The organism is Marinobacter sp. (genome assembly GCF_033722195.1).
Lineage (GTDB): Bacteria > Pseudomonadota > Gammaproteobacteria > Pseudomonadales > Oleiphilaceae > Marinobacter.
Window position 1 is genome coordinate 1 of sequence record NZ_JAWVZL010000036.1, and the last position, 23,950, is coordinate 23,950.

Genomic DNA, 23,950 nt, shown 5'->3' on the forward strand with positions numbered 1-23,950 from the left:
CATGAACTCGATCAGCGACAGCCCGCGCTGCCTGCTTATTGACACCTTTCTCACTGGTCAATCCTCGCCTGCAGGGTGTAACTCTGGGCCTGGGCATCGGTGCCCAGGCTACGCTCGGTCCAGTTGATGGTGACCGTTGCGATACCGTTGGCGTAAGTCACCGAGCCGGTGGCACTCGGAACATCCGCCTGCAGATTCTGCAGCCACTCATCAGCGTCCCAGGCGGCCAGCTGTGCCGGACTGCAGCTGGGCAGACAGTTGGTGGCGCCGCTCTGTGCTGTGATGCTGTCGTACTGCCCGTTTTCAACGGCGGTCATGTTGGCCCGCATCCTCTCGACAATCTCATAGGCATGGATGTTCACCAGGGACCGAAGGTTGGAGTTGTCCGTCGACTTGAGCGCCAGGCTCTGCATGCCGGCAACACCCAACAGGCCGATGGCGAAAATCAGCATCGCCACCAGCACTTCAACCATAGTCAGGCCACGCTGGCCCTTGAGCTTTACGGTCATTAACCTTGTCCTCTTCGCTACTAAGGGCATGCAGCCTCCGCTGTTCTTACCCGCCCTGAGAAACCGACACAGATAAACCGGTCAAATGGGGTATCCGGGCTGGTAACGCTCAGTTCGAACTCGGCCGCTGTGGCCGGGGTCAGGTACCCATTGCCGCGGAAACCGATCTCGGTAAGGGCGGCGGCACTGGCCAGGGTCATGTTGCCGTCAAAATCCTCGTAGCGACGCAGCTCTTCCGCCGTGTCAAAGGTGCCGTTGGCATTGCCGTCGAGCCAGACCAGGAGGCCGGAATCCCAGCTTGCGCCGTCAACGGCCCGAACGTTCACGGTGCGACCGGCCTTGACGGCCTCACTGCGGGCGTAATTAAGCGTACCAACCACCCCATTGACGGTGGATGTCACCCGGTTGCTCGCCACCACCTGTGTAAACGAAGGCACAGCGTAGGCGGCGACGATGCCGATCAGGATCACCACCACTAACAACTCAATCAGGGTGAAGCCGCGGGCAGTTCTGTTCATAGGTCTGGTTTGCGAATACATAGTCCACTTCCATTCTGACGTATTCGGAGATTAACCAAGGTTCATCAACCCCGCCAGAGCGGGGCGACGAACGGTTTTTTTGAGGGGATAACCGGTAGGAACGGGGCCAGGAATGTGATTCAGGTCAGGTTTGCGGCGGTGGCGGCCCGTCAGGGAGTTCAGGAAACGTCCACCGCGTCGATGCGCAACTCGCGGGGCATGGAGAACACGATGTTCTCCTGGCGGCCGGACACCTCTTCCGGCGCCTCGCCACCCAGATCCCGCAAGCGGGCGATGACCTCGTTGACCAGCACTTCCGGTGCCGAGGCGCCGGCGGTGACACCCACCACCTTGCTGTTCTCAAGCCAGGCCGGGTCGATCTGGGCGGCTTCGTCGATCAGGTAGGCCGGCGTGCCCATGCGCTCGGCCAGCTCCCGCAAGCGGTTGGAGTTGGAGCTGTTGGGGGAGCCCACCACCAGCATCAGGTCGCAGTCCGCGGCCAGCTGCTTGACGGCATCCTGGCGGTTCTGGGTGGCGTAGCAGATGTCGTCCTTGCGGGGACCCTGGATCTGGGGAAATTTCGCCCGCAGGGCATCAATGACCCGGGCGGTATCGTCCATCGAGAGCGTGGTCTGGGTGACGTAGGCCAGCCGGGCGGGGTCCTTTACTTCGAGCCTGGCCACATCCGCCTCATCCTCCACCAGGTAGATGGCACCGCCATTGCTGGCGTCGTACTGGCCCATGGTGCCCTCCACTTCCGGGTGGCCGTGGTGCCCGATCAGGATGCACTCGTCACCACTGCGGCTGTAGCGCATGACTTCCATGTGGACTTTGGTGACCAGCGGGCAGGTGGCATCGAACACTTTCAGGCCACGGCGCTCGGCTTCGTTCTTCACGGCCTGGGACACGCCATGGGCGCTGAAAATCACCAGGTGATCGTCCGGCACCTCGTGCAGTTCATCGACGAAGACTGCGCCGCGCTCCCGCAGATTGTTCACTACGAACTTGTTATGCACCACCTCGTGGCGCACATAGATGGGCGCGCCGAACACGTCCAGCGCCCGGTTGACGATCTCAATGGCCCGGTCCACACCGGCACAGAAGCCGCGGGGGTTGGCGAGTCGAATCTGCATAGGGAGTCCTGCTAATCCTCAGTGGGCGGCCTGGGCCGGCTCCACGTCGATGATTTCCACGTCGAACACCAGTGTACGCCCGGCCAGCGGGTGATTGAAATCCACGGTGACCTGGTCGCCTTCCACTTTTTCCACCACGCCGGGCAGCTCGCTCTGGCGGGCATCGGCAAAGGAGATCACCACCCCGGGCTCAAGCACCATGTCGGCATTAAACTCCGAGCGCTTGAACATCTGGATGTTGCTGGGGTTGCGCTGGCCAAACGCTTTCTCTGGCGGCACATCGTAACTGGCCTTGTCGCCGGCTTTCAGGCCCATCAGATAGGCCTCAAAATTCTCCGGCAGGCTCTCGTCGCCGATCTCCAGGGTGGCAGGGGCTTTCTCGAAGGTGGAGTCGATGACCTGGCCGTCGGCAAACTTCAGGGCAAAGTGAAGGGTGACGCGGGTGCCCTTGTCAATGGGTAACTGGTTCATGCAGCGCTGTCTCCTCCGTTGCCGTCGTCAGACGGTTTACGGAACATGTCGATGATCATCATGACGGCACCGGCGGTGATGGCCATGTCGGCGATATTGAACGCGGGAAAATGGTAGCGCCCCCAGTACAGGTGGATGAAGTCCACCACATAGCCGTGCACAACCCGGTCGTAGACATTGCCGATGGCGCCGCCAAGGATCAGTACGATGGCCACCGCCAACCAGGTCTCCCCTTCCTTGAGCGTGCTGAGCCAGCGCACCAGGAATACGCTCACCGCCAGCGCCAGGGCAATGAAGATCCAGCGCTGCCAGCCGGCCTCATTGGCCAGGAAACTGAACGCCGCGCCGGTGTTATGCAGCAGCGTCAGGTTGAACATGGGCATGACCGGTACCGGTTGGGCGTAGGTCAGCCAGGCCGATGCCATGGCCTTGGTGGTCAGATCCAGCGCCACCACCAGTGCCGCCAGCCACAGCCAGCGCAGCATCGGGCGGCGCCCGCCGTTCTCTGTCATGACCTGCTCCATCAGGCGTAAGCCCGGGCTTCGCCCTGGCCCTCGACGTTCTCGACGCAGCGACCACAGAGATCGTCATACTTCGGGTGCTGGCCGACATCGGCGCGGTGATGCCAGCAGCGCTCGCACTTGCTGTGCTGGGCGGGCGTCACCTTGACCATCAGGCCTTCGTGGCCGGTGGCTTCGGCGTCTTCGGTGGCCTGGGCGATCGGCATCACCCGGGCCTCGGAGGTGATCAGCACGAACCGCAGCTCGTTGCCCAGGTGGTCAAGCCTCTGTCCCAGTTCGCCCTCGCAGAACAGGGTGACTTCGGCACTGAGGGAACCCTTGATCTCGCCCCGGCCACGGGCCTCCTCCAGGCACTTGTTGACGGCTTCCTTGACGCTGTAGAGCTCGCGCCAGTAGTCCCGGCCCAGCTCGGCATCCTCCGGCAGCGCCGCCAGATCCTGGTACCAGGTTTCCAGGAACACGCTGTCGCCGCGCTCACCGGGCAGATGCTGCCAGATCTCATCGGCAGTGAAGCTGAGGATCGGGGCAATCCAGCGCACCAGCGCTTCCGCCACGTGGTAGAGGGCGGTCTGGCAGGAGCGTCGCGCCAGGCTGTCGGCCTGGGTGGTGTACTGGCGGTCCTTGATGATGTCCAGGTAGAAACCACCCAAGGTGGCTTCGCAGAAGTTGTACACCTTCTGGTAGATCTTCAGGAAGGCGTAGTTCTGATAGTCCTGGTTGAGTTCGTCCTGCAGCACCCGGGCCCGGTCCACCATCCAGCGGTCCAGGGCCAGCATGTCCTCGGGCGCCACCTTGTGGCGGGCGGGCTCGAAGCCGTTGAGGTTGCTGAGCAGGAAACGGGCGGTATTGCGGATCCTGCGATAGCCGTCGGCGGTCTGCCGCAGGATGTCCTTGGACACGGTCATCTCGCCGCTGTAGTCGGTGGCGGCCACCCACAGACGCAGGATATCCGCGCCCAGCTCGTTCATCACCTCCTGGGGCGCAATCACGTTGCCCAGGGATTTGGACATCTTGTGGCCCTTGCCATCCACGGTGAAACCGTGGGTCAGCACCTGCTTGTAGGGCGCCGTGCCGTTGATGGCGATGGAGGTCTTCAGGGAGGACTGGAACCAGCCTCGATGCTGGTCCGAGCCCTCCAGGTACATGTCGGCGGGGAACTGGCCCAGCTCCGGGCGCTTGCGCAACACCGAAGCGTGGGTCACGCCGGAGTCGAACCAGACATCCAGGGTATCGGTGACCTTGTCGTACTGGTCGGCATCGGCCCCGAGCAGAGCCGCCGCGTCCAGCTCGTACCAGGCGTCGATGCCGCCCTCCTCCACCTGCCTGGCGACCGCCTCGATCAGGTTGGCGGTGTCCGGGTGCAGCTCCTGGGTCTCCTTGTGGATAAACAGGGTGATGGGCACCCCCCAGGTGCGCTGGCGGGAGATACACCAGTCCGGCGACTGCTCGAACATGGCCTCGATACGGTTCTGGCCCCAACCCGGCACCCAGCGCACGCCCTTGATGGCCTTGAGGGCATCCTGGCGCAGGTTCTTCTGGTCCATGCTGATGAACCATTGCGGCGTGGCACGGTAGATCAGCGGAGTCTTGGTGCGCCAGCAATGGGGATAGCTGTGGCGGAACTTCTCCGAATGCACCAGCTTGCCCTCGCGGCTCAGCGCCTCGCACACCGGCTCATCGGCCTTGTAGACGTGGACACCGGCCAGCTCGCCGGCGGCCTGGGTGTAGGTGCCGTCGGCCTGCACCAGGTTGATGGTGCCAATGCCGTACTCGCGGCCCACCACGAAGTCTTCCATGCCGTGGTCCGGGGCGGTGTGGACCGCACCGGTACCGGCGTCGGTGGACACGTGCTCGCCCAGGATCACCGGTGCCTGGCGGTCGTAGAAGGGGTGCTGCAGGGCCAGATGCTCCAGCGCCCTGCCCTTGCAGGTGGCCAGCACCTGGCAGTTTTCCACGCCCCAGCGGGCCATGATGCCGTCCACCATGTCGCTGGCCAGGATCATGCGCTCCGGCCCCTGGCCGGCGTCCACCTGCACCAGGGCATAATCGAAGTCGGCGTTCAGTGATACCGCCTGGTTGGCGGGAATGGTCCAGGGGGTGGTGGTCCAGATCACTACCGACACCGGGCCTTCACCGGCGTCGGTGTCAAAGGCCCCTAGGGCCCGGGCCTGGTCCACGGCGGTGAAGCGCACGTCGATCTGGGTGGAGGTCTTGTCCTGGTATTCCACCTCGGCCTCCGCCAGGGCGGACTGACCCACGACGCTCCAGTAGACCGGCTTGTAGCCACGCAGCAGATGGCCGTTGGCGACGATCTGGCCCAGGGCGCGGATGATGTCCGCCTCCACCTTCGGATCCATGGTGAGATAGGGCTTGTCCCACTCCCCCATGACTCCCAGGCGGATGAAGTCCTGCTTCTGGCCTTCGATCTGCTTGGCGGCATAATCCCGGCAGGCCTGGCGGAAGGTCTTGTAGTCCACCTTGACCCCGGCCTTGCCGATCTCCTGTTCCACCTTGTGCTCGATGGGCAGGCCATGGCAGTCCCAGCCCGGCACATAGGGGGCGTCGTAGCCCATGAAACCCCGGGACTTGACGATCATGTCCTTTAGAATCTTGTTGACCGCATGACCGATGTGGATGCTGCCGTTGGCGTAGGGAGGGCCGTCGTGCAGGATGAACTTGTCGCGGCCAGCACGGGCCTGGCGCAGCTTGCCGTAGACGTCGATCTCCTGCCAGCGCTTGAGCATGTCCGGTTCGCGCTGGGCCAGGTTGCCGCGCATGGGGAAGGCCGTTTCGGGCAGGTTCAGGGTATGCTTGTAGTCGCTCATGGGTCTCTGTGAATGCTCGTCGTCGGTCAATCTTGGAAGTCGGATCCGGTGCTGCGGTCAGCGTTGCTGGGCAAGCCAGGCGCGGGCTTGCTGCATGTCCTGGTGAATCTGGGCCTTGAGCGCCTCGACCGAGTCAAAGCGCACCTCGTCCCGCAGCGGGTGGCGGAAAGTGACCCGGAGGCGCTGGCCATACAGTGTGCCAGCAAAGTCAAACAGGTGCACTTCCAGCGAGGGCTGGCGGCCGTCCACGGTGGGCCTGATGCCGATATTAGCGACACCGTCGAAGCAGCGGCCATCCGGCATCTGCGCGGTCACCACATAGACCCCCCGCAAGGGCGGCCGGTGCATCAAGCGGATGTTGGCGGTGGGGGCGCCGATCTCGCGCCCCAACTGGCGGCCGTACACCACCCGGCCCTCGATGGCATAGGCCCGCCCCAGCAGCTGCCGGGCCAGGTCCAGGTCGTCCTCCGCCAGGGCCTGACGGATACGGGTGCTGCTGACCCGCTCACCGGCCACGGTCACCGTGCGGGTGTTCTCGACACTGAAGCCACGCTCCCGCCCTACCCGCTCCAGCAGGCTGAAATCGCCGGCGCGGTCACAGCCGAAACGGAAATCGTCCCCCACCACCAGATGGCGCACGGCCATGGCGTCGATCAGCACGTCCTCGATGAAGCCCATGCCGGAGTACTGGCGAAAGCGCTCGTTGAAGCGCAGGCACAGCACGTGGTCGATGCCGCGGCCGGTCAGCGACTGCAGCTTCTGGCGGAATTCGGTCAGCCGCGGCGGCGCCTCCTCGCCCTGGAAAAACTCCCGGGGCTGGGGCTCGAACACCATGGCGACGCTGGGCAGACCCAGCCGGGCAGCCTGGCCGCGCACCTGCTCGATGATGGTCTGGTGCCCGACGTGCACGCCATCAAAGTTGCCGATGGTGGCTACGCAGCCGTTCCGCAACGGCGAGCCAGGCTGCTGTGCCTGCAGCTTCAGATTGGTCAGGCCACGGATCAGCCTCATGCAACGCCTACCCTTATCCTGAGATAGTCCTGAGATAGCCCCGCGGCGACGGATTCCGGCGCGGGGTTGGTGAGAAAACACGCGATTATACCCTATCCGCCAGGTGGGTATAAGGGAACCCTGTCCCGCCGCGGCGGGATCCGGCAGGGCCGGCAACCTCGTCAGCGCAGGCGGAAATGCCGGAGCCGGATACCCACCAGCGCCAGGGCAACGAAATAGGTCAGCCCGCCGGCCGCCACCAGAATGCCCATATCCAGCGACCGGCGATCACCACCGGCCGCCAGCCAGTCCGCTACCGGCGGCGACAGGTAGAGAATCACCGCTACCAGGGCGGCGTTGGCCAACGCCAGCTGCAGCAGGAAGCGGCCCCAACCGGCCTGGGCGGCCCAGGCACCCTCTTTTTTCAGCCCGCGCCAGAGCAGTGTGGTGTTCAGCCACGCCGACAGGGAGGTGGCCAGGGCAAGGCCGGCATGGGCCAGGGGAAACACCAGGATCAGGTTGAACACCATGTTGGCCACCATGGCGATGATGCCGATCTTGACCGGGGTCTTGGTGTCCTGCCGGGCGAAGAAGCCTGGCGCCAGCACCTTGATCAGCATGAAGGCCAGCAGCCCGGCGGAGTAGGCCCGCAGGCTCTGGGCCGACATGGTGACGTCCCGGGCAGTGACCTCGCCGTAGAAGAACAGGGTGGCGATCAGTGGCTCCGCCAGCAGCACCAGTGCCAGCGCCGCCGGAAGGCCGATCAGCAGCACCGCCCGGATGGCCCAGTCCAGGGTGGCGGCGAACTGGTCGCGGGATTCGGCGGCGTGCTTGCGGGACAGGTTGGGCAGGATCACGGTGGCAATGGCGATGCCGAACACCCCGAGCGGCAGCTCGGAGAGCCGGTCGGAGTAGTAGAGCCAGGACACACTGCCGGTCTGCAGGAAGGACGCCAGCACCGTATCCAGCAACAGGTTGATCTGGCTGACCGAGACCCCGAAAATCGCCGGCGCCATGAGGGTCAGCACCTTGCGCACGCCTTCGTGGCGATAGTCCACTTTCGGCCGCGGCAGCAGCCCCAGCCGCATCAGGAAGGGCAGCTGGAAAAACAGCTGCAGGGCGCCGGCGATGAACACGCCCCAGGCCAGCGCCATGATCGGGGTCTGCATCAGCGGCGACAGGAACACGGCGGCACAGATCATCGCCAGGTTCAGCAGCACCGGCGTAAAGGCCGGCACCGCAAAACGGTCGTAGCTGTTGAGGATCGCGCCGGCAAAGGCCGTGAGGGAAACCAGCAGCAGGTAGGGAAAGGTGATCCGCAGCATGTCGCTGGCCAGGGTGAACTTCTCATCGTCGTCCATAAAGCCCGGCGCGAACACTGCCGTCAGCAGCGGCGCCCCCAGCATGGCCACCAGTGTCACCCCCAGCAGCACAAGGCCCAGGGTGCCGGCCACCGCATTGACCAGACGGTGGACTTCAGCCAGCGGCTGCTGCTGGCGATAGGACGACAGTACCGGCACGAAAGCCTGGTTGAAGGCGCCCTCGGCAAACAGCCGGCGAAGGAAATTGGGGATCTTGAAGGCCACGAAAAAGGCGTCGGCGCCGGTGCCGGCACCGAAATAGCGGGCGATCACCATATCCCGTACCAGCCCCAGGATCCGCGACAGCATGGTCATGCAGCCCACCACGCCGGAGGAACGCAGCAGTCCCGGAGGCCGAGGCAGCCGGGCGGGTTCGGGCGGGTTGCTCTTCTGGGTCATGGCTGGCCTGACAGCGGGGTGATAGGGAGTGATCGGGACCGGGTCATCCGGACCGCGGGAGTGTAACACAGCGCCCGGAAAAACAGGGATCCCGGCGACACCAGCCTTGACATCGCGGGGCTGAAACGGCATCATCTCGCGTCATTTATTTCGAGGCGCTGGATGTTCGCGCGCCCGCGAAATCCAGAAACGCATTCAGTGATATCAGGAGTTACACGGTGGCCAATACCCCCCAAGCCAAGAAACGCGCACGTCAGAACGAGAAGAACCGCAAGCACAACGCCAGCCTGCGTTCCATGGCCCGCACCTACATGAAGAAAGTTGACGCCAAGATCCAGGCCGGCAACTACGAAGAAGCCCAGGCAGCGTTCAAGACCTGCCAGCCGATCATCGACAGCATGGTCAACAAGGGTATCTTTACCAAGAACAAGGTGGCTCGCCAGAAGAGCCGCATGGTCGCCAAGATCAAGGGCCTGCAGAGCGCCTGATCCCAGCGAATCACAAAATAAACCGGCCAAGGCCGGTTTTTTTTGTGCCTGATTTGCAGGCCCGTCAGACGATGACCAGGTTGTCCCGGTGGATCATCTCTTCGTCGGAGATATAGCCCAGCACTTCGGCAATGCGGTCACTGGAACGGCCGGCGATCGCCCTGGCTTCGTCAGCGTCGTAATTGATCAGCCCACGGGCGACTTCCCGGCCGGCCTCGTCAGTACAGGAAACCATCTCGCCACGGCGAAAACTGCCCGACACCGCCCTCACTCCCACCGGCAGCAGGCTGCGGCCACCTTTGCAGAGCACACGCACCGCGCCCTCGTCCAGCATCAGCTGGCCCCGGGTCTTGAGGTGACTGGCCAGCCACTGCTTGCGGGCGGCGGTCCGACCCTGGTCCGGCAGCAGCAACGTACCCAGGGACTCGCCCTGGCGCAGCCGTGACAGCACGTTTGGCAGGCGCCCGCCGACTATGATGGTAAAGGCACCGGAGCGGGCCGCCAGCCGGGCCGCCCGCACCTTGGTCTGCATGCCGCCACGGCCCAGCACACCGGCGCCGCCGGCGGCCATGGCATCCAGCTCGGTATCACTGGCCTGGCGCACATCAATCAGGCGGGCGTCTGTGTGCTTGCGGGGGTCGCGGTCGAACAGGCCCTGCTGGTCGGTGAGAATTATGAGACCGTCGGCCTCGATCAGGTTGGCCACCAGGGCGCCAAGGGTGTCGTTGTCGCCAAAGCGGATCTCGTCGGTGACCACGGTATCGTTTTCGTTGACGATGGGTACCACGTCGAAATCCAGCAGCGCCCGCAGGGTGCTACGGGCGTTGAGGTAGCGCTTGCGGTCGGAAAGGTCATCGTGGGTCAGCAGAACCTGGGCGGAGTGCAGGTGGTGGCGCTTGAGCTGCGCCTCCCAGGTCTGCACCAGCCCCATCTGGCCCACCGCGGCGGCAGCCTGAAGCTCGTGCAGCTGCTCCGGCCGGACTTTCCAGCCCAGCCGGCTCATGCCCTCGGCCACCGAGCCCGAGGACACCACCACCACTTCGACACCGGCCTTGATCAGACCCGCTATCTGGTCCACCCAACCGGCCAGGGACTCCACGTCCAGCCCCTTGCCGTCGTTGGTCAGCAGGGCGCTGCCAATCTTGACCACCAGACGCCGGGCCCGGGAAAGCTGCTGACGCTCACTCATATTGACTTGCTCTACTCCGGCTGATCGCGGGTTCTTATTCGGGGGCGTACACCACTTCGACGTCGTAATCATCGTCGTCGAAGTCGTCATCATCGTCGTTCTGGCGGGCCGCCCGACGGGCCCGCTTCTCGGCCTCGATCTGCTCACGGGCCTCTTCGTCCATACGGCGACGTCGCTCGGCCTCACGCTGGGCCACTTCCGGGTTCTCCGCCTCTTCGGCGGCGCGATCCTCGATCCACCGCATCACCGCCTGGGTCAGGGGCTTGGTGCCCTCGCCACTGAGGGCGGAAATGGCGAACACCGGGCCTTCCCAGCCCAGGTCGTCCACGATGGCCTGGCAATGGGCGTCGCGATCTTCCGCCGGCACCATGTCCACCTTGTTCAGCACCAGCCAACGCTCCCGCGACGCCAGGGTCTCACTGAATTTTTCCAGCTCCCGGGCGATGGCACGGACATTATCCGCCGGCGACGAGCCGTCGTAGGGCGCCACGTCCACCAGGTGCAGCAGCAGGCGGGTGCGGACCAGGTGCTTGAGAAAGCGTATGCCCAGGCCGGCGCCTTCGGCGGCGCCCTCGATCAGACCCGGAATATCGGCGATCACAAAGCTCTGGTGGGCCTGCACACTGACCACCCCCAGGTTCGGCACCAGGGTGGTGAAGGGATAGTCCGCCACTTTCGGGGTCGCCGCCGACACTGAACGGATAAAGGTGGATTTGCCCGCATTGGGCAGGCCCAACAGCCCCACATCCGCCAGCACCTTCAGCTCTAGGCGCAGATTGCGAAGCTCACCCTCGCTGCCCTTGCTGGTCTGCCGTGGCGCCTGGTTGACCGAAGACTTGTAACGGGTGTTGCCCAGGCCATGGAAACCGCCCTGGGCCACCTTGAGCCGGTCGCCGGCGCGGGTGAGATCCCCCAGCACCTCGTGGGTGTCCACATCCACTACGGTGGTGCCCACCGGCACCGGCAGCACCAGGTCCTCCCCCATGCTGCCGGAGCAGTTGCGGCCCGCGCCCGGCTCGCCGGACTGGGCCTTGAATTTACGCTTGAAGCGGTAATCGATCAGGGTATTGAGCGCTTCCTGGGCTTCCAGGTAAACCGAACCGCCGTCACCGCCGTCACCGCCATCGGGACCGCCACGGGGCACGTATTTTTCCCGGCGAAAGCTCAGGCAGCCATGGCCACCCTTACCCGCTTCCACCTGAATCGTGGCTTCATCAACAAATTTCATCTACTCAACGCTCGGTGCTTGATTCGGAATTTACAACGCCCAACAACCAAAAAAGCCCCGCAAGCCTCAGAGAAGCACTGCGGGGCTTTCGGTTCACCAGAACCGGAGATCAACCAGCTCAGGCGGCCGGAACGATGCTCACGAACTTGCGGTTCTGGGGACCCTTGGTCTCGAACTTGACCTCACCGTCTGCAGTTGCAAACAGGGTGTGGTCACGGCCCAGGCCAACGTTGCTGCCGGCGTGGAAACGGGTACCACGCTGACGAACGATGATGCTGCCGGCGGATACGGTTTCGCCACCGAAGCGCTTCACACCAAGTCGTTTCGACTCGGAATCGCGACCGTTACGGGTACTACCTGCTGCCTTCTTGTGAGCCATTGCTAGCCTCCTCTAATTCGGGGGATAACCGAGGGCCTCAGCCCTTGATACCCGTGATCTTGACTTCGGTGAACCACTGACGGTGGCCCTGACGCTTCATGTGGTGCTTGCGGCGACGGAACTTGATGATCTGGATCTTGTCGGCGCGGCCATGGCTGACCACTTCGGCGGTGACCTTGGCACCGTCCACGACAGGTGCACCCACCTGAACCTTGTCACCGTCTGCAACCAGCAGAACGCGATCGAACTCGACGGTACCGCCGGTTTCAATTTCCAGTTTTTCGAGCTTCAGGGTTTCGCCTTCCACTACACGGTGCTGTTTACCACCGCTGACAATTACTGCGTACATGGAGTTTCTCCGCTGATGACCCATCCCTGCTCTTATCCACCTGGTTCTAAGGGAGGCGCTCTGGCGACCCTATAGCAGGGAGCGCAGGTTGGGATGAGTTTGGGCGCGTGATTGTACGAAAAGCCCCGGCGGTTTACAAGCCAAGTTGACACCAATGACGGCAATACCTAGCATTGCCGCTGCCCGCCTTTTATCTCACGCAACATGGACCTGGATCAGCCGGATGACAGCGCAGCGACTCTACGACCCCGTCAGCGACGACTTTTCCCGCGTGAATGAGCTGATCACCCGCCGGCTTGCCTCCAACGTGCCCATGGTGGAGAAGATTGCCCAGTACATCGTAGAGAGCGGCGGCAAGCGCCTGCGGCCCCTGCTGGTGCTGCTCACCACCGGGGCCCTGGGTTACCGGGGCGACGACCACCTCAAGCTGGCCGCCGTGATCGAATTCCTGCACACTGCCACCCTGCTCCACGACGATGTGGTGGACACCTCCGACCTGCGCCGGGGCCGCACCACCGCCAATGCCCGCTGGGGTAACGCCCCGAGTGTGCTGGTGGGAGACTTCCTCTATTCCCGCGCCTTCCAGATGATGGTGGAGCTGGAAAGCCTGCCCATCATGGAAACGCTGTCCAATGCCACTGCGGTGATCGCCGAGGGCGAGGTGCAGCAGCTGATGAACATCAAGAATCCGGATCTTACCGAAGCCCAGTACATGGAGGTCATCCACAACAAGACCGCCATGCTGTTCGAAGCGGCTTCCCACACCGCCGCCCTGCTGGCCGGCGCCAGCGCCGAGGATACCGCCGCTATGGCCCGTTACGGCAAGCATGTGGGGCTGGCGTTCCAGCTGGTGGACGACGTGCTGGACTACCGCGGCGATGCCCGTGCCATGGGCAAGAACGTCGGCGATGACCTGGCCGAAGGCAAGGCTACCCTGCCGCTGATCCACGCCATGGCCCACGGCGGTGACGACGCCCGCACCCTGATCCGCCGCGCCATCCGCCAGGGCGGACTGGACGACCTGCCCGGCATCGTCGCGACGGTGGAAAGCACCGGCGCCCTGGACTATACCCTGCAGCAGGCGCTGGATCAGGCCGCCCGCGCCCTCAAGTGCCTGGACAACCTGCCGGACTCGAACCACAAGGCTGCCCTGGCACTGCTCACCGAAGTGGCGGTCGCCCGGGCCTCCTGATCCCTCAACGCTGACTTTCAGCCGGCCTGAAAACCGGGACCCAGCTTTTCCCGCCCGTGGGGCGCATCAAAGTCCAGCCTCGGACCCACCGGCACGATCTGTGTCGGGTTGATGGTGCGCTGGCTGACGTAGTAATGACGCTTGATCTGGTCGATGTCGACGGTCTCGGCCACGCCGGGCACCTGATAAAGGTCCCGCAGATAGCCGGAAAGGTTGGGGAAATCCGACAGCCGCTCCCGATTGCACTTGAAGTGGGAGTAGTAGACCGCGTCAAACCGGATCAGGGTGGTGAACAGCCGCCAGTCCGCCTCGGTCACGCGCTGACCCACCAGGTATCGATGGCCGGCCAGGCGCTGCTCGAGCCAGTCCAGCGACTCGAACAGGGCATCGTAGGCGCGCTCGTAGACGTCCTGGGCGGTGGCAAAGCCGGTCTTGTAGACGCCATTGTTGACCGTATCGTAAACCCGCTCATTGACCTGGTCGATCTCTTTGCGCAGCTCCGCGGGATAGAAATCCAGTGAGTGGTCCACACCGTCCAGATCGTCAAAGGCGCTATTGAGCATGCGGATGATGTCCGCGGACTCGTTGCTGACGATGTCCTCCCCCTCCCGGTCCCAGAGCACCGGCACGGTGACCCGCCCGGTATAGTCCGGCGCCACACGGGTATAGAGCTGGTGCAGGAAGCGGGCGTTGTGAAGCGAATCCTGGTGGGTCTTGTCGTCGGGGCGGAACTCCCAGCCGTTTTCCAGCATGTCCGGGTGCACCACCGAAACCCCGATGTGCTCCTCCAGCCCCTTGAGCTTGCGGAAGATCAGGGTCCGATGGGCCCAGGGGCAGGCCATGGACACATAAAGATGATAGCGCCCGCTGGCGGCCGGAAAACCGGATTCACCGCTTGGACCGGCGCTGCCGTCGCGGGTCACCCAGTTGCGGAACCGGGCCTCCTCACGCTTGAACTTGCCACCGGTCTTATCGGTGTCGTACCACTTGTCCTGCCATTTGCCGTTGACCAGCAATCCCATGTCTGCCTCCCGGGCTGGTTGTCCGGCCCGGAACCCGCTGTCAGGACGGCTTGCCGGGCGCTCGATCGCGTGTTGTCACTGTACTGCCGTTAGAGAAAAGCGTAACGTCAGGGCTTGCCCGGCTTCAAACGATGTTTTCTGGCCAAAATATTCAGATAATTCGAACATGCATACTGCCATCACCATAGACGCCTTGAGAGTGCTGGACGCCATCGATCGCCGGGGCAGTTTCGCCGGCGCCGCCAGCGAGCTTTTCCGCGTACCCTCCGCCATCAGCTACACCGTGCAGAAGCTGGAGGAGGACCTCGATGTGGTGGTCTTTGATCGCACTGGTCACCGCGCTACCCTGACACCCGCAGGCCGCTACCTGCTGCGGGAGGGGCGCGCCCTGCTGGAGGCCACCGATGCCCTCGCCCACACCACCCGCCAGGTGGCCCAGGGCTGGGAAACCCGACTCAAGATCGCCTTCAACAGCCTGTTACCCGCCGACGCTCTGTTTCCGGTGATACGGGAATTCCACGCCCTGGCGGTGCCGGTGGAAATCCAGCTCATCGAGGAGGTGTTTGCCGGTGCCTGGGACGCGCTGCAGAGCCGGCGGGCGGACCTGGTGGTGGGTGCGGACCAGCTCAGCAAGCCGGCAGGCCCCTTTACCACCCGCGCCCTGGGCCGGGCGTCCTTCGTCTATGCGGTAGCCCCCGACCATCCCCTGACCAAGGCCGACTCGCCGGTGACCGAGGACGCTATCGCCCGTTTTCCCGCCGCCGTGGCGGCGGACAGCAGCCGGGGTCTGCCGGCCGGGTCGGCGGGCATATTCCGTCGCCAGCCCACCCTGACGGTGTCCAATATCGATCAGAAGATCGCGGTCCAGGAAGCCGGTCTCGGTGTCGGCTGGCTACCGGAGGCCCGCATCCGCCAACAACTGGCGGACGGGCGGCTGGTGGCGCTGGAGGTGGCGGAAATGCGGGCACCCATCGTCCTGCACCTGGCCCGCCACAGCGACGATGTGGGCAAGGCCCTGACCTGGTTCTGGGAGCGCCTGAGTGAGCCGGGCCAGTTCAGCCAGTGGCTGGAACCGGTGGCTGCAGAGAACCCGCGCGCCAAGCCGGCGGAGGGAATGCAAAGCGGCTCACAGGTCTGAAAATCCGGGCAGCCCGGCCAACCAACCGCCCCGGGCCCTGGCGTATACTGGGCCCCTTAACCGGTAAGCCACAATCATCTCACGGAGACCTCTATGCGGCAGCTATCCGAACTGGATGCGTCCTTCCTCTACCTGGAGTCGGACACCGCGCCCATGCATATCGGAGGCATCTACCTGTTTGAGGGCCATGACCAGGCCAAGCCGCTGGCCTTCAGCACCTTCGTGGCCTACCTGCGCAGCCGGCTCCACGTCGTGCCGCTGTTTCGCCAGAAACTGCGGGAAATTCCCCTGCGACTCGGCCGCCCCTACTGGATTGACGATCCGGACTTCAGCATCGAACGCCATCTTGCCTATGTGAATCTGGGCGCAAAGGGTCAGCTCGGGAGCCTGATGCCGCTAGCCTCGAGAATCCTGGAGGAACCTCTGAAGCGGGACCGGCCGCTCTGGCACATCACCTTCGTCGACGGTTTTCGAAGCAATGAGCAGGCCGACCACGAGAACGGATTTGCCCTGATCGTCCGGCTCCATCATGCCGCCATCGACGCCTTCAGCGGCGAGGAAATCATGGGCAAGCTGCTGGAGTACAGTCCCGAGCCGCGGCCCATCATGCCGCCCCAGCCCTGGCGGCCGCAGCCGGCGCCCTCGGATGAGCGTATTGCCCTGCAAACCGGCGCCAACCTGATTCGCAAACCCTTCCGTGTGGCCTCCCTGGCGGCCTCCGCCGTTACCGCCACCGGTCGCGGCCTGGTGCATCGCCAGCTTCGGCGCCTGCCTTTACCGCTGCCGCTGTTCTCTGCCCCCCACAGTCCATTCAACCGCCAGATCACCGGCAACCGGCGGATCGTTTCCGCGGAAGTGTCGCTGGCGCGCCTGAAGGCTATCAAGGCGGGCATTGGTGACGTCACCCTGAACGACGTGGTGCTTGGTCTCTGCGCCGAAACCCTGCGACGGTATATGGCGAACCACAACCAGGACACTCGCCGCTCGCTGGTGGCCATGACACCGGTGTCGGTGCGCTCCAAAAGTCTGCGGCGGGCCACCGGCAACCAGATGTCCGCCATGCTGCTGGACCTGGCCACCAGCGAACCTGATCCGGCCCGGCGCATCCGCCAGATCCACTGGAACGCGGTGGCCTCGGAGCCCTACCAGGAGGCCATTTCCGCCGACCGCCTCACCGAGCTGGTACCTTCCACGATGCTGGCACTGTCCGCCCGGCTCTACTCGGAACTGCAGCTGGCCCAGCGCTACCAGCCGGTGTTCAATGTGCCCATTACCAACGTGCCCGGGCCCCAGGTACCCCTCTATCTCCAGGGCTCGCGACTGGTGCGCCAGTACAACACCGCGCCGCTGTTCGACAGTATGGGGCTGGTGATTGTGGCGGTGAGCTACCAGGGCCGGCTGACCATCAATTTTACCCTGTGCCCGGATGTGGTGGCGGATGGCGGTTCGCTTGAGGAACTCACCAGCCAGAGCCTGGCGTGTATCGAGGAGGCAACCCTGGCGTTGCCGGCTGAAAGCGGTGAGGGCCTGCCGTCACAACAGCAGACCACACTCACCGAGGACGCCCTCAACTATGTCGAGGGCCTGCTGCGCAAAACCGTGTCACGGCTGCGCCACTGAAGGTTATTCGAACGCCCAGCGCAGGAATTCGCGTTTCTCCTCGGCTGAGGCGCGCTCCCACATCAGCTTGAGGGCTTCTACCGTGGGCAGGCGCTCGCCGCCCTGGGGCGCAGTGGCCGCCGCCCCGGCCTGGGGAGCCGGCGCCTGCTGGCTGCCGGAGTTGTCAGCTACATTGCCGGCGGAGGGCAGCGTGGGCAGGCTCGGAGCCTGGGGCTGGTAGACCTCGGAGCGGGCAACCACGCGGCCGGACTCGTTGGTCACGGCGACATTGAAATTACGGGCGTACGCCTCGGCTTCGCTGCGATCCGAGAGCTCCGGCAGGTCGAAGGTGTAGACCTCTCCGGGCTTGGCATCGATCACCACCTGGCGGGGGCCGGAGGTCACATTGTGGACCTTGGACTCGCCGTCACGAACGACCGTTTTCTTGGCCCAGATGGTCTCATGCACGAACACAATGGTGTTGCGGCCCGGCAGCAGTTCGTACTCCAGCGCCAGGTCGTCCATCAGGAAATTGCCCACTTCCCGCCCGTTGACCGACTGCACAGTAATGTCGCCCGGGGTTTTCAGAACCGCCACCTGACCCGGCTGGGCCGCCTGACCTTCCCAGGTCTGGACCCGCTTCAGAGACGAGCTGCAGGCGCCGAGCAGCATGGACAGGACCACGACCGTCATGGCCGGAAAGGTATGGCGCGACTGAAGCAGCCATCGAGACATCATAGGGAAACCTCATTGGTGACGTTGAGCAATCGTTCTGGCAGGCCCCCGACGGGCAACCGGGTGTGCCGGAGGGACCTCCTGCATTCTGCCCACAGCCTGTTACATTCGCAAGGCAATCGTCACCGGACGGCAAGGCGCAAAGGCATCCAGATCAACGGGTTAAGAATTCAGAGGTTTGGCGGCAGGAAAAATTGTAAAAATTTGTTGAATTTAGCGCCAATTGATTTAATTTTAGACGATGGACCTGTACACGATCACGGCCCATCAAACGGCACGACTGAGAGCGCAGGAGGTTATATGAACACCCAGACCCGAACCGGCGAAGCTGGCCCGGCACCCTTCCGCAGCAGTCGTTTCTTTTGTGTGGGTGGCAAGTGGTACTTTACCACCCGAGAGGGCTTCGACAGCGGCCCCTTTGCTTCCCGCGACCGGGCCGAAATCGGCCTCAAGCGCTTTCTGCATGTGGTGCGCATGCTGCCCGAGGAAGAGCGGGTGCACTGACCCGGTCAGAGCATATCGGGGAACAGCCAGGCCTCGATCAGCACAATACTGGCCAGCGCCATGAATCCCGCCAGCACGTCATCGAACATGATGCCCAGGCCACCCGGCATGCGCTCGTCAAACCAATTGATGGGCCAGGGCTTGAGCACATCGAACAGCCGGAACACCAGAAACGCCAGCAGCACCCCCTGAAAGGTCTCCGGGTGGAAACCCAGCACGATCCACATGCCAACGAATTCGTCCCAGACGATGCCGCCGTGGTCGTGGACCTTGAGATTGCGGGCGGTCACGCCACACAGCCAGATACCCACCACAAACGCCACCACCACCATCCCCCAGTAGGCGGCGACAGGTAGCAGCGCCAGCAGGAAATACGGCGGGATCGCCGCCAGGCTTCCCCAGGTACCCGGCGCCCGGGCCATGGCACCGCTGCCAAAACCGAAAGCCAGGAAATGCACCGGGTTGCGGAAGAACCCCGGTGGCAAGAGCGCGGTCTGGGGTTCGGTGATCTGGTTACGGTCCTCAGGGTCGGTCATTGCGCGGCTCCGAAGTGGTCATAGCCGGTGGCGTGCACCCGTTCCTCGCCATCGTCTCTTTTCAGGATGAGACCGGACTCCCTGGTGATGCGACCGATCACCGTCAGCCCGGGATCGAGCTGACAGACCCGTTCCCAGTGCTCGGGCGGCAGGGTAAAACAGAGCTCATAGTCGTCACCGGCCTGCAGCGCCAGGCTCTCGGCCCGGTCGGCGTGAAGTGTCCGCAGTGCCGGCGAAAGCGGTACCCGGCTTACATCAAGGGTGGCGCCGACACCGGATGCGGTCAAGATATGGCCCAGGTCGGCCAGCAAACCGTCGGAAATATCGATGGCAGCGGTGGCCAGGCCCCGCAGGTTCTTGCCGAGCCCCAGTCGGGGCCAGGGCCGGTGGTATCGGGCCAGTAACTCGCTGGCCCGGGGCGGTAGCGGTTCGGTATCCAGCCAGCCCAGGGCAGCGCCGGCATCACCGAGAGCGCCGGAGACACACACCAGGTCAGCGGGACGGGCACCACCTCGGGTAATGGCGGCGCCGTCAGGCACGGTGCCGTGGACCTGAATGGTCACCGTCAGGGGGCCACGGGTCGTATCGCCACCGGCCAGTGCCAGATCAAAGGCCCGGGCGGCGGCCTGCAGGCCGTGGCCAAAGGCTTCGAGCCAGGCCTGATCACTGCTCGGCAGGGTCAGCGCCAGGGTGAAGCACACCGGGTCGGCCCCCATGGCGGCCAGGTCGCTGGCCGCCACCGCCAGGGCGCGCCAGGCCAGATGCTCGGGTTCGTACTGGCGGGGAAAGTGGACACCCTCCACCAGGGTATCCACCGAGAACACCAGCTCGGTACCGGCCGGCAGACTCTGGATGGCGCAGTCGTCGCCGATACCCAGGCGCACCGCGGGGGTGGCGGTGGCCTCGGCCACCGGCAGGAAGATCTGGCGAATCAGTTCGAATTCGCCCATGAAACTACCGGGGACGGGTCTCGGCAAGCCGCAGGTGACGGCTGAGCTTGTCCAGTATGCTGTTGACGAACTTGTGTCCCTCGGTGCCGCCAAAACGCTTGGCCATTTCGATGCCTTCGTTGATCACCACCTTGTAGGGGACGTCGATGCGGTGTTTGAGCTCGTAGGCGCCAAGCCGGACGATGGCCAGCTCCACCGGATCCACCTCGTCCAGGGGCCGATCGAGGAAGGGCTCCAGCGTCCGGTCCAGGTCCGCCTGCTCCCTGTGCACACCCCGAAGGAGGTCCCGGAAATAGGCGGAGTCGACGTTGCTCATGTCGTTGTCCACCATGAACTCCGCCTCGATGTCGGAGATGGGGCTCTTGCTGAAATGGCGCTGATACAGGCCCTGCATGGCCAGTACCCGGGCACGGCGGCGCTCACCGGCCTTGGGCTGGCCGCTGGGGGTGGTCTGGCTTTCCGGCTGGGAGCCGGTGTCGTCCGATGCCGTCATCATTCACCCAGTTTCTTGAACAGGCTGACCATTTCCAGTGCGACCATGGCCGCTTCCGCGCCCTTGTTGCCGGCCTTGGTGCCGGACCGCTCGATGGCCTGCTCGATCGAGTCCACGGTCAGTACACCGAAACTGACCGGCACATCCGTCTCCAGGCTGACCGCGCCCAGGCCGCTGGCCGCTTCGCCCGCGACATAGTCGAAATGCGGCGTGCCGCCGCGGATCACCGCACCCAGCGCGATGATGGCATCGTACTGGCCGGTTTCGGCCACCCGTTTGACCGCCAGCGGCATCTCGTAGGCCCCCGGTACACGGACAATGGTGATATCGCTCTCACTGATGCCGTGGCGACGCAGGGTGTCGACGGCGCCTTCAACCAGGCTCTCCACCACGAAGCCGTTAAAACGGCCCACCACCAGCGCATAGCGGCCGGCACACTGGGAAAAATCACCTTCTACTACTTTGATATCTGCCATGCTTGGCTCCTGTCGGGGCCGCCCGCAAGGCCGGCCCGTTACAATTAGTCGGGGTTGTAGGGAATGTACTCCACCACCTCAAGATCGAACCCCGAAATGGCTGAAAACTTGATGGGGGCGCTGAGCAGCCGCATCTTGCCGACACCGATATCCCGCAGAATCTGGGAGCCGGTACCTACGGTGAAGTAGACCCCCGAGCTGCCCTTGCCGGCGGACGCCCGACCCTGGTCGAAGAACTCGTGGATCCGGTCCTCCAGGTTGTAGCTGTCCTCGCCGCTGTTGAGCAGCACCAGCACACCGGAATCGGCCTCGGCCACCGCCTTCAGGGCATGATGCAGCGGCCAGCTGCTGGAGCCCGGGCGGTAGGCCCCCAGCAGATCCCGCAGGGTATCGGTGATGTGCACCCGAACCAGCGCCGGCTGGTCCGGCTGGACATCACCATGCACCAGGGCCAGGTGGGTGGCGCCCTGGATGGTGTCCTTGTAGGTGCGCAGGTTGAACACGCCGTACTCGGTTTCCAGGTCGTAGCGCTCGACACAATCTATGGTGCGCTCGTGCATGGTGCGGTAGTGAATCAGGTCGGCAATGGTGCCGATCTTCAGGCCGTGGGCCTCGGCGAAGATCTCGAGATCCTCCCGCCGCGCCATGGAGCCGTCGTCGTTCATGATCTCACAGATCACCCCGGCCGGCTCACAACCCGCCAGCGCCGCCAGATCACAGGAGGCCTCAGTATGGCCGGCCCGGCTCAACACGCCGCCGGCATTGGCCATGAGCGGGAAAATGTGGCCCGGGTGCACCAGGTCCTTGGGCTTGGCGTTGCGGGCCACCGCCGCCTGGACGGTACGGGCCCGGTCCGCAGCGGAGATACCCGTGGTGACCCCCTCGGCAGCCTCGATGGACAGAGTGAACTTGGTGCCGAAACCGGAGGCGTTGCTGTTCACCATCAGCGGCAGCTCCAGCTGCTGGCAGCGCTCCGGTGTCATGGGCATGCAGATCAGGCCGCGGCCGTACTTGGCCATGAAGTTGATGGCCTCGGCAGTGCAGAACTCTGCCGCCATGACCAGGTCGCCCTCATTCTCGCGATCCTCGTCATCCATCAGGATCACCATCTTGCCCTGGCGGATGTCTTCGATGATGTCTTCGATCTTGTTCAGTGCCATATGGCGTCTTACCCTTACGCGTCTCTGCCTTGGCAGTACCGCATCATGTGTGGGTGCCGGCATCCCTGGCGGGCCGGCACATTATCAAGACTGATTGTCAGGCCGTGGCACCAGGATCCAGCGCTGGTCGTCGCCCACCTGGCGGCGGTCCAGAACCTGCCAGTGCCGGCGCTGGGCCATTTCCTGCAGCGGCAGGGTCACCGTGGGCCGGCCCTCGCTGCCCAGAAACACCGGCGCCTGATAGAGCCAGAACTCGTCCACCAGGCCTTCCGACACAAAGGCACCAGCCAGTCGCGGCCCGGCTTCCACCAGCACCTCATTGATACCCAGGGCCCCCAGGGCATCCAGCACCTGGCCCAGGTTGACACCGTCCTCCTGCCAGCCCAGACCGGTCACCGACACCCCCAGGGCGGCAAGATCCTGCGCCGGGGCGGTTTCATAGGCCTGGGTGGAGCAGAAAATCTGGACATTACCCCCACGCAGTATACGGGCGCTGGTGGGGGTGCGGGCGTCCCGGTCGGCAATGACCCGCAGGGGCTGCCGCGAGGGCTCCGTGGCCAGTCCGATGTCGCCCAGTTCCTCACGCCGCACCGTCAGCGAGGGGTCATCCGCGAGCACCGTCCCCACCCCGGTGAGGATGGCGTCGCTCAGGCCCCGCAGGCGCTGCACGTCCTGCCGCGCCGCCGGGCCGGTAATCCACTGGCTTTCACCGGACGCCATGGCGGTACGACCATCCAGGCTGGCCGCCACCTTGACCCGCACGTAGGGCCGGCCGGTGCGCATGCGCTTCATGAAGCCCGGATTGAGCTTCTCCGCCTCCTCCGCCAGCAGGCCTTCGGTGACCCTCACACCGGCTTCCCGCAGCTGCTCCAGGCCTCGGCCCGAAACGGCGGGGTTGGGGTCCTTGGTGGCGGCAAACACCCGCGCTACCCCGGCGTCGATCAGCGCCCGGGAACAGGGCGGGGTCCGGCCGAAATGACTGCAGGGCTCCAGGGTGACGTAGACACTGGCACCGCGGGCCTCGGGCCCGGCCTGACTGAGGGCGCGAACCTCGGCATGGGCCTCGCCGGCGCGTTCATGCCAGCCCTCGCCGAGAACCCTTCCATCCTTGACCACCACACAGCCGACCCGAGGGTTGGGGTGGGTGGAATAGCGCCCGCGCCAGGCCAACTGAATGGCCCGCGCCATGAACGCGGTGTCCTGGGCGTCGATCATGCCTTTCCTTCTGACTCACCGTTGTCAGCCAGTACCTTGGCAACATCCACCGCGTCGGCGTTATCGCCCATGTGGGCGGACAGCCGCTCGATCTCTTCCTTGAACTCGTTGATGTCCTGAAAGCTCCGGTACACCGAGGCGAAGCGCACGTACGCCACCTTGTCGAGCTGGCGCAGTTCGGTCATCACCTCTTCACCCAGGTGCATGGACTTGACCTCACGCTCGCCGGTGGCCCGCAGCCGGAAACGGATGCGGTTGAGGGCCGCCTCGATCTCCTCGATGCTCACAGGCCGCTTCTCCAGCGCCTTCATGATGCCGGCCCGCAGCTTGTCCTCATCGAAAGGCTGACGGGTGCCGTCCTGCTTGACCACCCGGGGCATGACCAGCTCGGCGGACTCGAAGGTGGTAAAGCGCTCGTGGCAGGACAGGCACTCCCGTCTGCGGCGGACCTGATCGCCCTCGGCAACCAGGCGCGAGTCGATGACCTTGGTATCGGCTTCGCCGCAGAATGGACAGTGCATAATCAAGACTCCCGAGCTGCCGGCCCGGACCATCCGGGCAGGCCATTAA

The 23,950-nt window shown here is 64.3% G+C and carries 26 protein-coding genes; 5 read left to right on the forward strand and 21 right to left on the reverse strand.

Annotated elements, in window-relative coordinates:
• Positions 1-50: 50 nt before the first annotated feature.
• The 8 genes from pilV to murJ form a co-directional block, all read right to left on the reverse strand.
• Positions 51-509 carry a type IV pilus modification protein PilV gene (gene pilV, locus R3280_RS08640; protein ID WP_318998196.1) on the reverse strand — a complete coding sequence of 153 codons (459 nt, stop codon included), beginning with the start codon at positions 507-509 and terminating at the stop codon, positions 51-53.
• A gap of 20 nt (positions 510-529) precedes the next feature.
• The gene (locus R3280_RS08645) at positions 530-1,027 is read right to left on the reverse strand and encodes a GspH/FimT family pseudopilin (protein WP_318998197.1); all 498 of its coding nucleotides are present in this window, start codon (positions 1,025-1,027) and stop codon (positions 530-532) included.
• Between the two features lie 179 nt (positions 1,028-1,206).
• Complete coding sequence (gene ispH, locus R3280_RS08650; RefSeq protein WP_318998198.1) at positions 1,207-2,160, reverse strand: 4-hydroxy-3-methylbut-2-enyl diphosphate reductase; 954 nt, start codon at positions 2,158-2,160, stop codon at positions 1,207-1,209.
• Between the two features lie 18 nt (positions 2,161-2,178).
• Positions 2,179-2,631 (reverse strand): FKBP-type peptidyl-prolyl cis-trans isomerase, encoded by a 453-nt coding sequence (gene fkpB / locus R3280_RS08655; RefSeq protein WP_318998199.1) that lies wholly within the window; start codon positions 2,629-2,631, stop codon positions 2,179-2,181.
• Positions 2,628-3,155 carry a signal peptidase II gene (gene lspA / locus R3280_RS08660; protein WP_413468759.1) on the reverse strand — a complete coding sequence of 176 codons (528 nt, stop codon included), beginning with the start codon at positions 3,153-3,155 and terminating at the stop codon, positions 2,628-2,630. The genes fkpB and lspA overlap by 4 nt, the downstream gene beginning before the upstream one ends.
• On the reverse strand, positions 3,155-5,977 hold the full coding sequence (gene ileS / locus R3280_RS08665) for an isoleucine--tRNA ligase (protein WP_318998201.1): 2,823 nt from the start codon (positions 5,975-5,977) through the stop codon (positions 3,155-3,157). Before ileS ends, lspA begins: the two co-directional genes overlap by 1 nt.
• A gap of 57 nt (positions 5,978-6,034) precedes the next feature.
• Complete coding sequence (gene ribF, locus R3280_RS08670; RefSeq protein ID WP_318998202.1) at positions 6,035-6,988, reverse strand: bifunctional riboflavin kinase/FAD synthetase; 954 nt, start codon at positions 6,986-6,988, stop codon at positions 6,035-6,037.
• Between the two features lie 161 nt (positions 6,989-7,149).
• Positions 7,150-8,727, reverse strand: coding sequence for a murein biosynthesis integral membrane protein MurJ (gene murJ, locus R3280_RS08675; RefSeq protein WP_318998203.1), 1,578 nt, complete (start codon positions 8,725-8,727; stop codon positions 7,150-7,152).
• Positions 8,728-8,945: 218 nt separating this feature from the next.
• On the opposite strand from murJ, the gene rpsT reads away from it, so the two are divergent.
• On the forward strand, positions 8,946-9,215 hold the full coding sequence (gene rpsT, locus R3280_RS08680; protein ID WP_318998204.1) for a 30S ribosomal protein S20: 270 nt from the start codon (positions 8,946-8,948) through the stop codon (positions 9,213-9,215).
• 64 nt (positions 9,216-9,279) lie between these two features.
• Here rpsT and proB read toward each other — a convergent pair whose 3' ends face one another.
• From proB to rplU, 4 genes are all read right to left on the reverse strand, one after another.
• Positions 9,280-10,404 carry a glutamate 5-kinase gene (proB, locus tag R3280_RS08685; protein ID WP_318998205.1) on the reverse strand — a complete coding sequence of 375 codons (1,125 nt, stop codon included), beginning with the start codon at positions 10,402-10,404 and terminating at the stop codon, positions 9,280-9,282.
• A 34-nt stretch (positions 10,405-10,438) separates the two neighbouring features.
• Positions 10,439-11,632: an Obg family GTPase CgtA gene (gene cgtA / locus R3280_RS08690; protein WP_318998206.1), complete on the reverse strand. Its 1,194-nt coding sequence runs from the start codon at positions 11,630-11,632 to the stop codon at positions 10,439-10,441.
• Between the two features lie 118 nt (positions 11,633-11,750).
• Positions 11,751-12,011 carry a 50S ribosomal protein L27 gene (gene rpmA, locus R3280_RS08695; RefSeq protein WP_318998207.1) on the reverse strand — a complete coding sequence of 87 codons (261 nt, stop codon included), beginning with the start codon at positions 12,009-12,011 and terminating at the stop codon, positions 11,751-11,753.
• Between the two features lie 37 nt (positions 12,012-12,048).
• Positions 12,049-12,360, reverse strand: coding sequence for a 50S ribosomal protein L21 (gene rplU / locus R3280_RS08700; protein WP_318998208.1), 312 nt, complete (start codon positions 12,358-12,360; stop codon positions 12,049-12,051).
• Positions 12,361-12,583: 223 nt separating this feature from the next.
• On the opposite strand from rplU, the gene R3280_RS08705 reads away from it, so the two are divergent.
• Positions 12,584-13,552 carry a polyprenyl synthetase family protein gene (locus R3280_RS08705; RefSeq protein ID WP_318998209.1) on the forward strand — a complete coding sequence of 323 codons (969 nt, stop codon included), beginning with the start codon at positions 12,584-12,586 and terminating at the stop codon, positions 13,550-13,552.
• 17 nt (positions 13,553-13,569) lie between these two features.
• Here the strand turns inward: R3280_RS08705 and R3280_RS08710 are convergent, their stop codons facing one another.
• The gene (locus tag R3280_RS08710) at positions 13,570-14,574 is read right to left on the reverse strand and encodes a glutathione S-transferase family protein (RefSeq protein ID WP_318998210.1); all 1,005 of its coding nucleotides are present in this window, start codon (positions 14,572-14,574) and stop codon (positions 13,570-13,572) included.
• Positions 14,575-14,740: 166 nt separating this feature from the next.
• Here R3280_RS08710 and R3280_RS08715 point away from each other — a divergent pair, with 166 nt between their 5' ends.
• A complete protein-coding gene (locus tag R3280_RS08715) occupies positions 14,741-15,712 on the forward strand; it encodes a LysR family transcriptional regulator (RefSeq protein WP_318998211.1) in 972 nt (323 codons plus the stop codon).
• Between the two features lie 93 nt (positions 15,713-15,805).
• On the forward strand, positions 15,806-17,332 hold the full coding sequence (locus R3280_RS08720) for a wax ester/triacylglycerol synthase family O-acyltransferase (RefSeq protein ID WP_318998212.1): 1,527 nt from the start codon (positions 15,806-15,808) through the stop codon (positions 17,330-17,332).
• Between the two features lie 3 nt (positions 17,333-17,335).
• On the opposite strand, the gene R3280_RS08725 is transcribed toward R3280_RS08720, so the two are convergent.
• Complete coding sequence (locus R3280_RS08725; RefSeq protein ID WP_318998213.1) at positions 17,336-18,049, reverse strand: DUF2057 family protein; 714 nt, start codon at positions 18,047-18,049, stop codon at positions 17,336-17,338.
• A 297-nt stretch (positions 18,050-18,346) separates the two neighbouring features.
• Here R3280_RS08725 and R3280_RS08730 point away from each other — a divergent pair, with 297 nt between their 5' ends.
• On the forward strand, positions 18,347-18,550 hold the full coding sequence (locus tag R3280_RS08730) for a DUF6316 family protein (RefSeq protein ID WP_318998214.1): 204 nt from the start codon (positions 18,347-18,349) through the stop codon (positions 18,548-18,550).
• Between the two features lie 5 nt (positions 18,551-18,555).
• Here R3280_RS08730 and R3280_RS08735 read toward each other — a convergent pair whose 3' ends face one another.
• The 7 genes from R3280_RS08735 to nrdR form a co-directional block, all read right to left on the reverse strand.
• A complete protein-coding gene (locus tag R3280_RS08735; RefSeq protein ID WP_318998215.1) occupies positions 18,556-19,086 on the reverse strand; it encodes a phosphatidylglycerophosphatase A in 531 nt (176 codons plus the stop codon).
• Entirely contained in the window at positions 19,083-20,036 is a 954-nt protein-coding gene (gene thiL, locus R3280_RS08740; RefSeq protein WP_318998216.1) for a thiamine-phosphate kinase, read from the reverse strand. Before thiL ends, R3280_RS08735 begins: the two co-directional genes overlap by 4 nt.
• 4 nt (positions 20,037-20,040) lie before the next feature.
• Entirely contained in the window at positions 20,041-20,529 is a 489-nt protein-coding gene (nusB, locus tag R3280_RS08745) for a transcription antitermination factor NusB (RefSeq protein WP_318998226.1), read from the reverse strand.
• Complete coding sequence (gene ribE / locus R3280_RS08750; protein ID WP_318998217.1) at positions 20,529-21,005, reverse strand: 6,7-dimethyl-8-ribityllumazine synthase; 477 nt, start codon at positions 21,003-21,005, stop codon at positions 20,529-20,531. Before ribE ends, nusB begins: the two co-directional genes overlap by 1 nt.
• Positions 21,006-21,049: 44 nt before the next feature.
• Positions 21,050-22,165, reverse strand: coding sequence for a bifunctional 3,4-dihydroxy-2-butanone-4-phosphate synthase/GTP cyclohydrolase II (gene ribBA / locus R3280_RS08755; RefSeq protein ID WP_318998218.1), 1,116 nt, complete (start codon positions 22,163-22,165; stop codon positions 21,050-21,052).
• An 84-nt stretch (positions 22,166-22,249) separates the two neighbouring features.
• Positions 22,250-23,380, reverse strand: a complete 1,131-nt coding sequence (gene ribD / locus R3280_RS08760; protein WP_318998219.1) for a bifunctional diaminohydroxyphosphoribosylaminopyrimidine deaminase/5-amino-6-(5-phosphoribosylamino)uracil reductase RibD — start codon at positions 23,378-23,380, stop codon at positions 22,250-22,252.
• Positions 23,377-23,901: a transcriptional regulator NrdR gene (nrdR, locus tag R3280_RS08765; protein ID WP_318998220.1), complete on the reverse strand. Its 525-nt coding sequence runs from the start codon at positions 23,899-23,901 to the stop codon at positions 23,377-23,379. The genes ribD and nrdR overlap by 4 nt, the downstream gene beginning before the upstream one ends.
• Between the last annotated feature and the right edge of the window lie 49 nt (positions 23,902-23,950).

Bases quoted from the DNA above. Each gene is read 5' to 3' on its own strand.
- nusB (WP_318998226.1), bottom strand. From the start codon at position 20,529: ATGACGGCATCGGACGACACCGGCTCCCAGCCGGAAAGCCAGACCACC.
- R3280_RS08730 (WP_318998214.1), top strand. From the start codon at position 18,347: ATGAACACCCAGACCCGAACCGGCGAAGCTGGCCCGGCACCCTTCCGC.
- thiL (WP_318998216.1), bottom strand. From the start codon at position 20,036: ATGGGCGAATTCGAACTGATTCGCCAGATCTTCCTGCCGGTGGCCGAG.
- R3280_RS08715 (WP_318998211.1), top strand. From the start codon at position 14,741: ATGCATACTGCCATCACCATAGACGCCTTGAGAGTGCTGGACGCCATC.
- ribD (WP_318998219.1), bottom strand. From the start codon at position 23,380: ATGATCGACGCCCAGGACACCGCGTTCATGGCGCGGGCCATTCAGTTG.
- proB (WP_318998205.1), bottom strand. From the start codon at position 10,404: ATGAGTGAGCGTCAGCAGCTTTCCCGGGCCCGGCGTCTGGTGGTCAAG.
- ribF (WP_318998202.1), bottom strand. From the start codon at position 6,988: ATGAGGCTGATCCGTGGCCTGACCAATCTGAAGCTGCAGGCACAGCAG.
- fkpB (WP_318998199.1), bottom strand. From the start codon at position 2,631: ATGAACCAGTTACCCATTGACAAGGGCACCCGCGTCACCCTTCACTTT.
- nrdR (WP_318998220.1), bottom strand. From the start codon at position 23,901: ATGCACTGTCCATTCTGCGGCGAAGCCGATACCAAGGTCATCGACTCG.
- pilV (WP_318998196.1), bottom strand. From the start codon at position 509: ATGACCGTAAAGCTCAAGGGCCAGCGTGGCCTGACTATGGTTGAAGTG.
- rpmA (WP_318998207.1), bottom strand. From the start codon at position 12,011: ATGGCTCACAAGAAGGCAGCAGGTAGTACCCGTAACGGTCGCGATTCC.
- R3280_RS08735 (WP_318998215.1), bottom strand. From the start codon at position 19,086: ATGACCGACCCTGAGGACCGTAACCAGATCACCGAACCCCAGACCGCG.
- rplU (WP_318998208.1), bottom strand. From the start codon at position 12,360: ATGTACGCAGTAATTGTCAGCGGTGGTAAACAGCACCGTGTAGTGGAA.
- lspA (WP_413468759.1), bottom strand. From the start codon at position 3,155: ATGGAGCAGGTCATGACAGAGAACGGCGGGCGCCGCCCGATGCTGCGC.
- cgtA (WP_318998206.1), bottom strand. From the start codon at position 11,632: ATGAAATTTGTTGATGAAGCCACGATTCAGGTGGAAGCGGGTAAGGGT.
- ribE (WP_318998217.1), bottom strand. From the start codon at position 21,005: ATGGCAGATATCAAAGTAGTAGAAGGTGATTTTTCCCAGTGTGCCGGC.
- R3280_RS08710 (WP_318998210.1), bottom strand. From the start codon at position 14,574: ATGGGATTGCTGGTCAACGGCAAATGGCAGGACAAGTGGTACGACACC.
- ribBA (WP_318998218.1), bottom strand. From the start codon at position 22,165: ATGGCACTGAACAAGATCGAAGACATCATCGAAGACATCCGCCAGGGC.
- R3280_RS08720 (WP_318998212.1), top strand. From the start codon at position 15,806: ATGCGGCAGCTATCCGAACTGGATGCGTCCTTCCTCTACCTGGAGTCG.
- ispH (WP_318998198.1), bottom strand. From the start codon at position 2,160: ATGCAGATTCGACTCGCCAACCCCCGCGGCTTCTGTGCCGGTGTGGAC.
- murJ (WP_318998203.1), bottom strand. From the start codon at position 8,727: ATGACCCAGAAGAGCAACCCGCCCGAACCCGCCCGGCTGCCTCGGCCT.
- ileS (WP_318998201.1), bottom strand. From the start codon at position 5,977: ATGAGCGACTACAAGCATACCCTGAACCTGCCCGAAACGGCCTTCCCC.
- R3280_RS08725 (WP_318998213.1), bottom strand. From the start codon at position 18,049: ATGATGTCTCGATGGCTGCTTCAGTCGCGCCATACCTTTCCGGCCATG.
- R3280_RS08645 (WP_318998197.1), bottom strand. From the start codon at position 1,027: ATGAACAGAACTGCCCGCGGCTTCACCCTGATTGAGTTGTTAGTGGTG.
- R3280_RS08705 (WP_318998209.1), top strand. From the start codon at position 12,584: ATGACAGCGCAGCGACTCTACGACCCCGTCAGCGACGACTTTTCCCGC.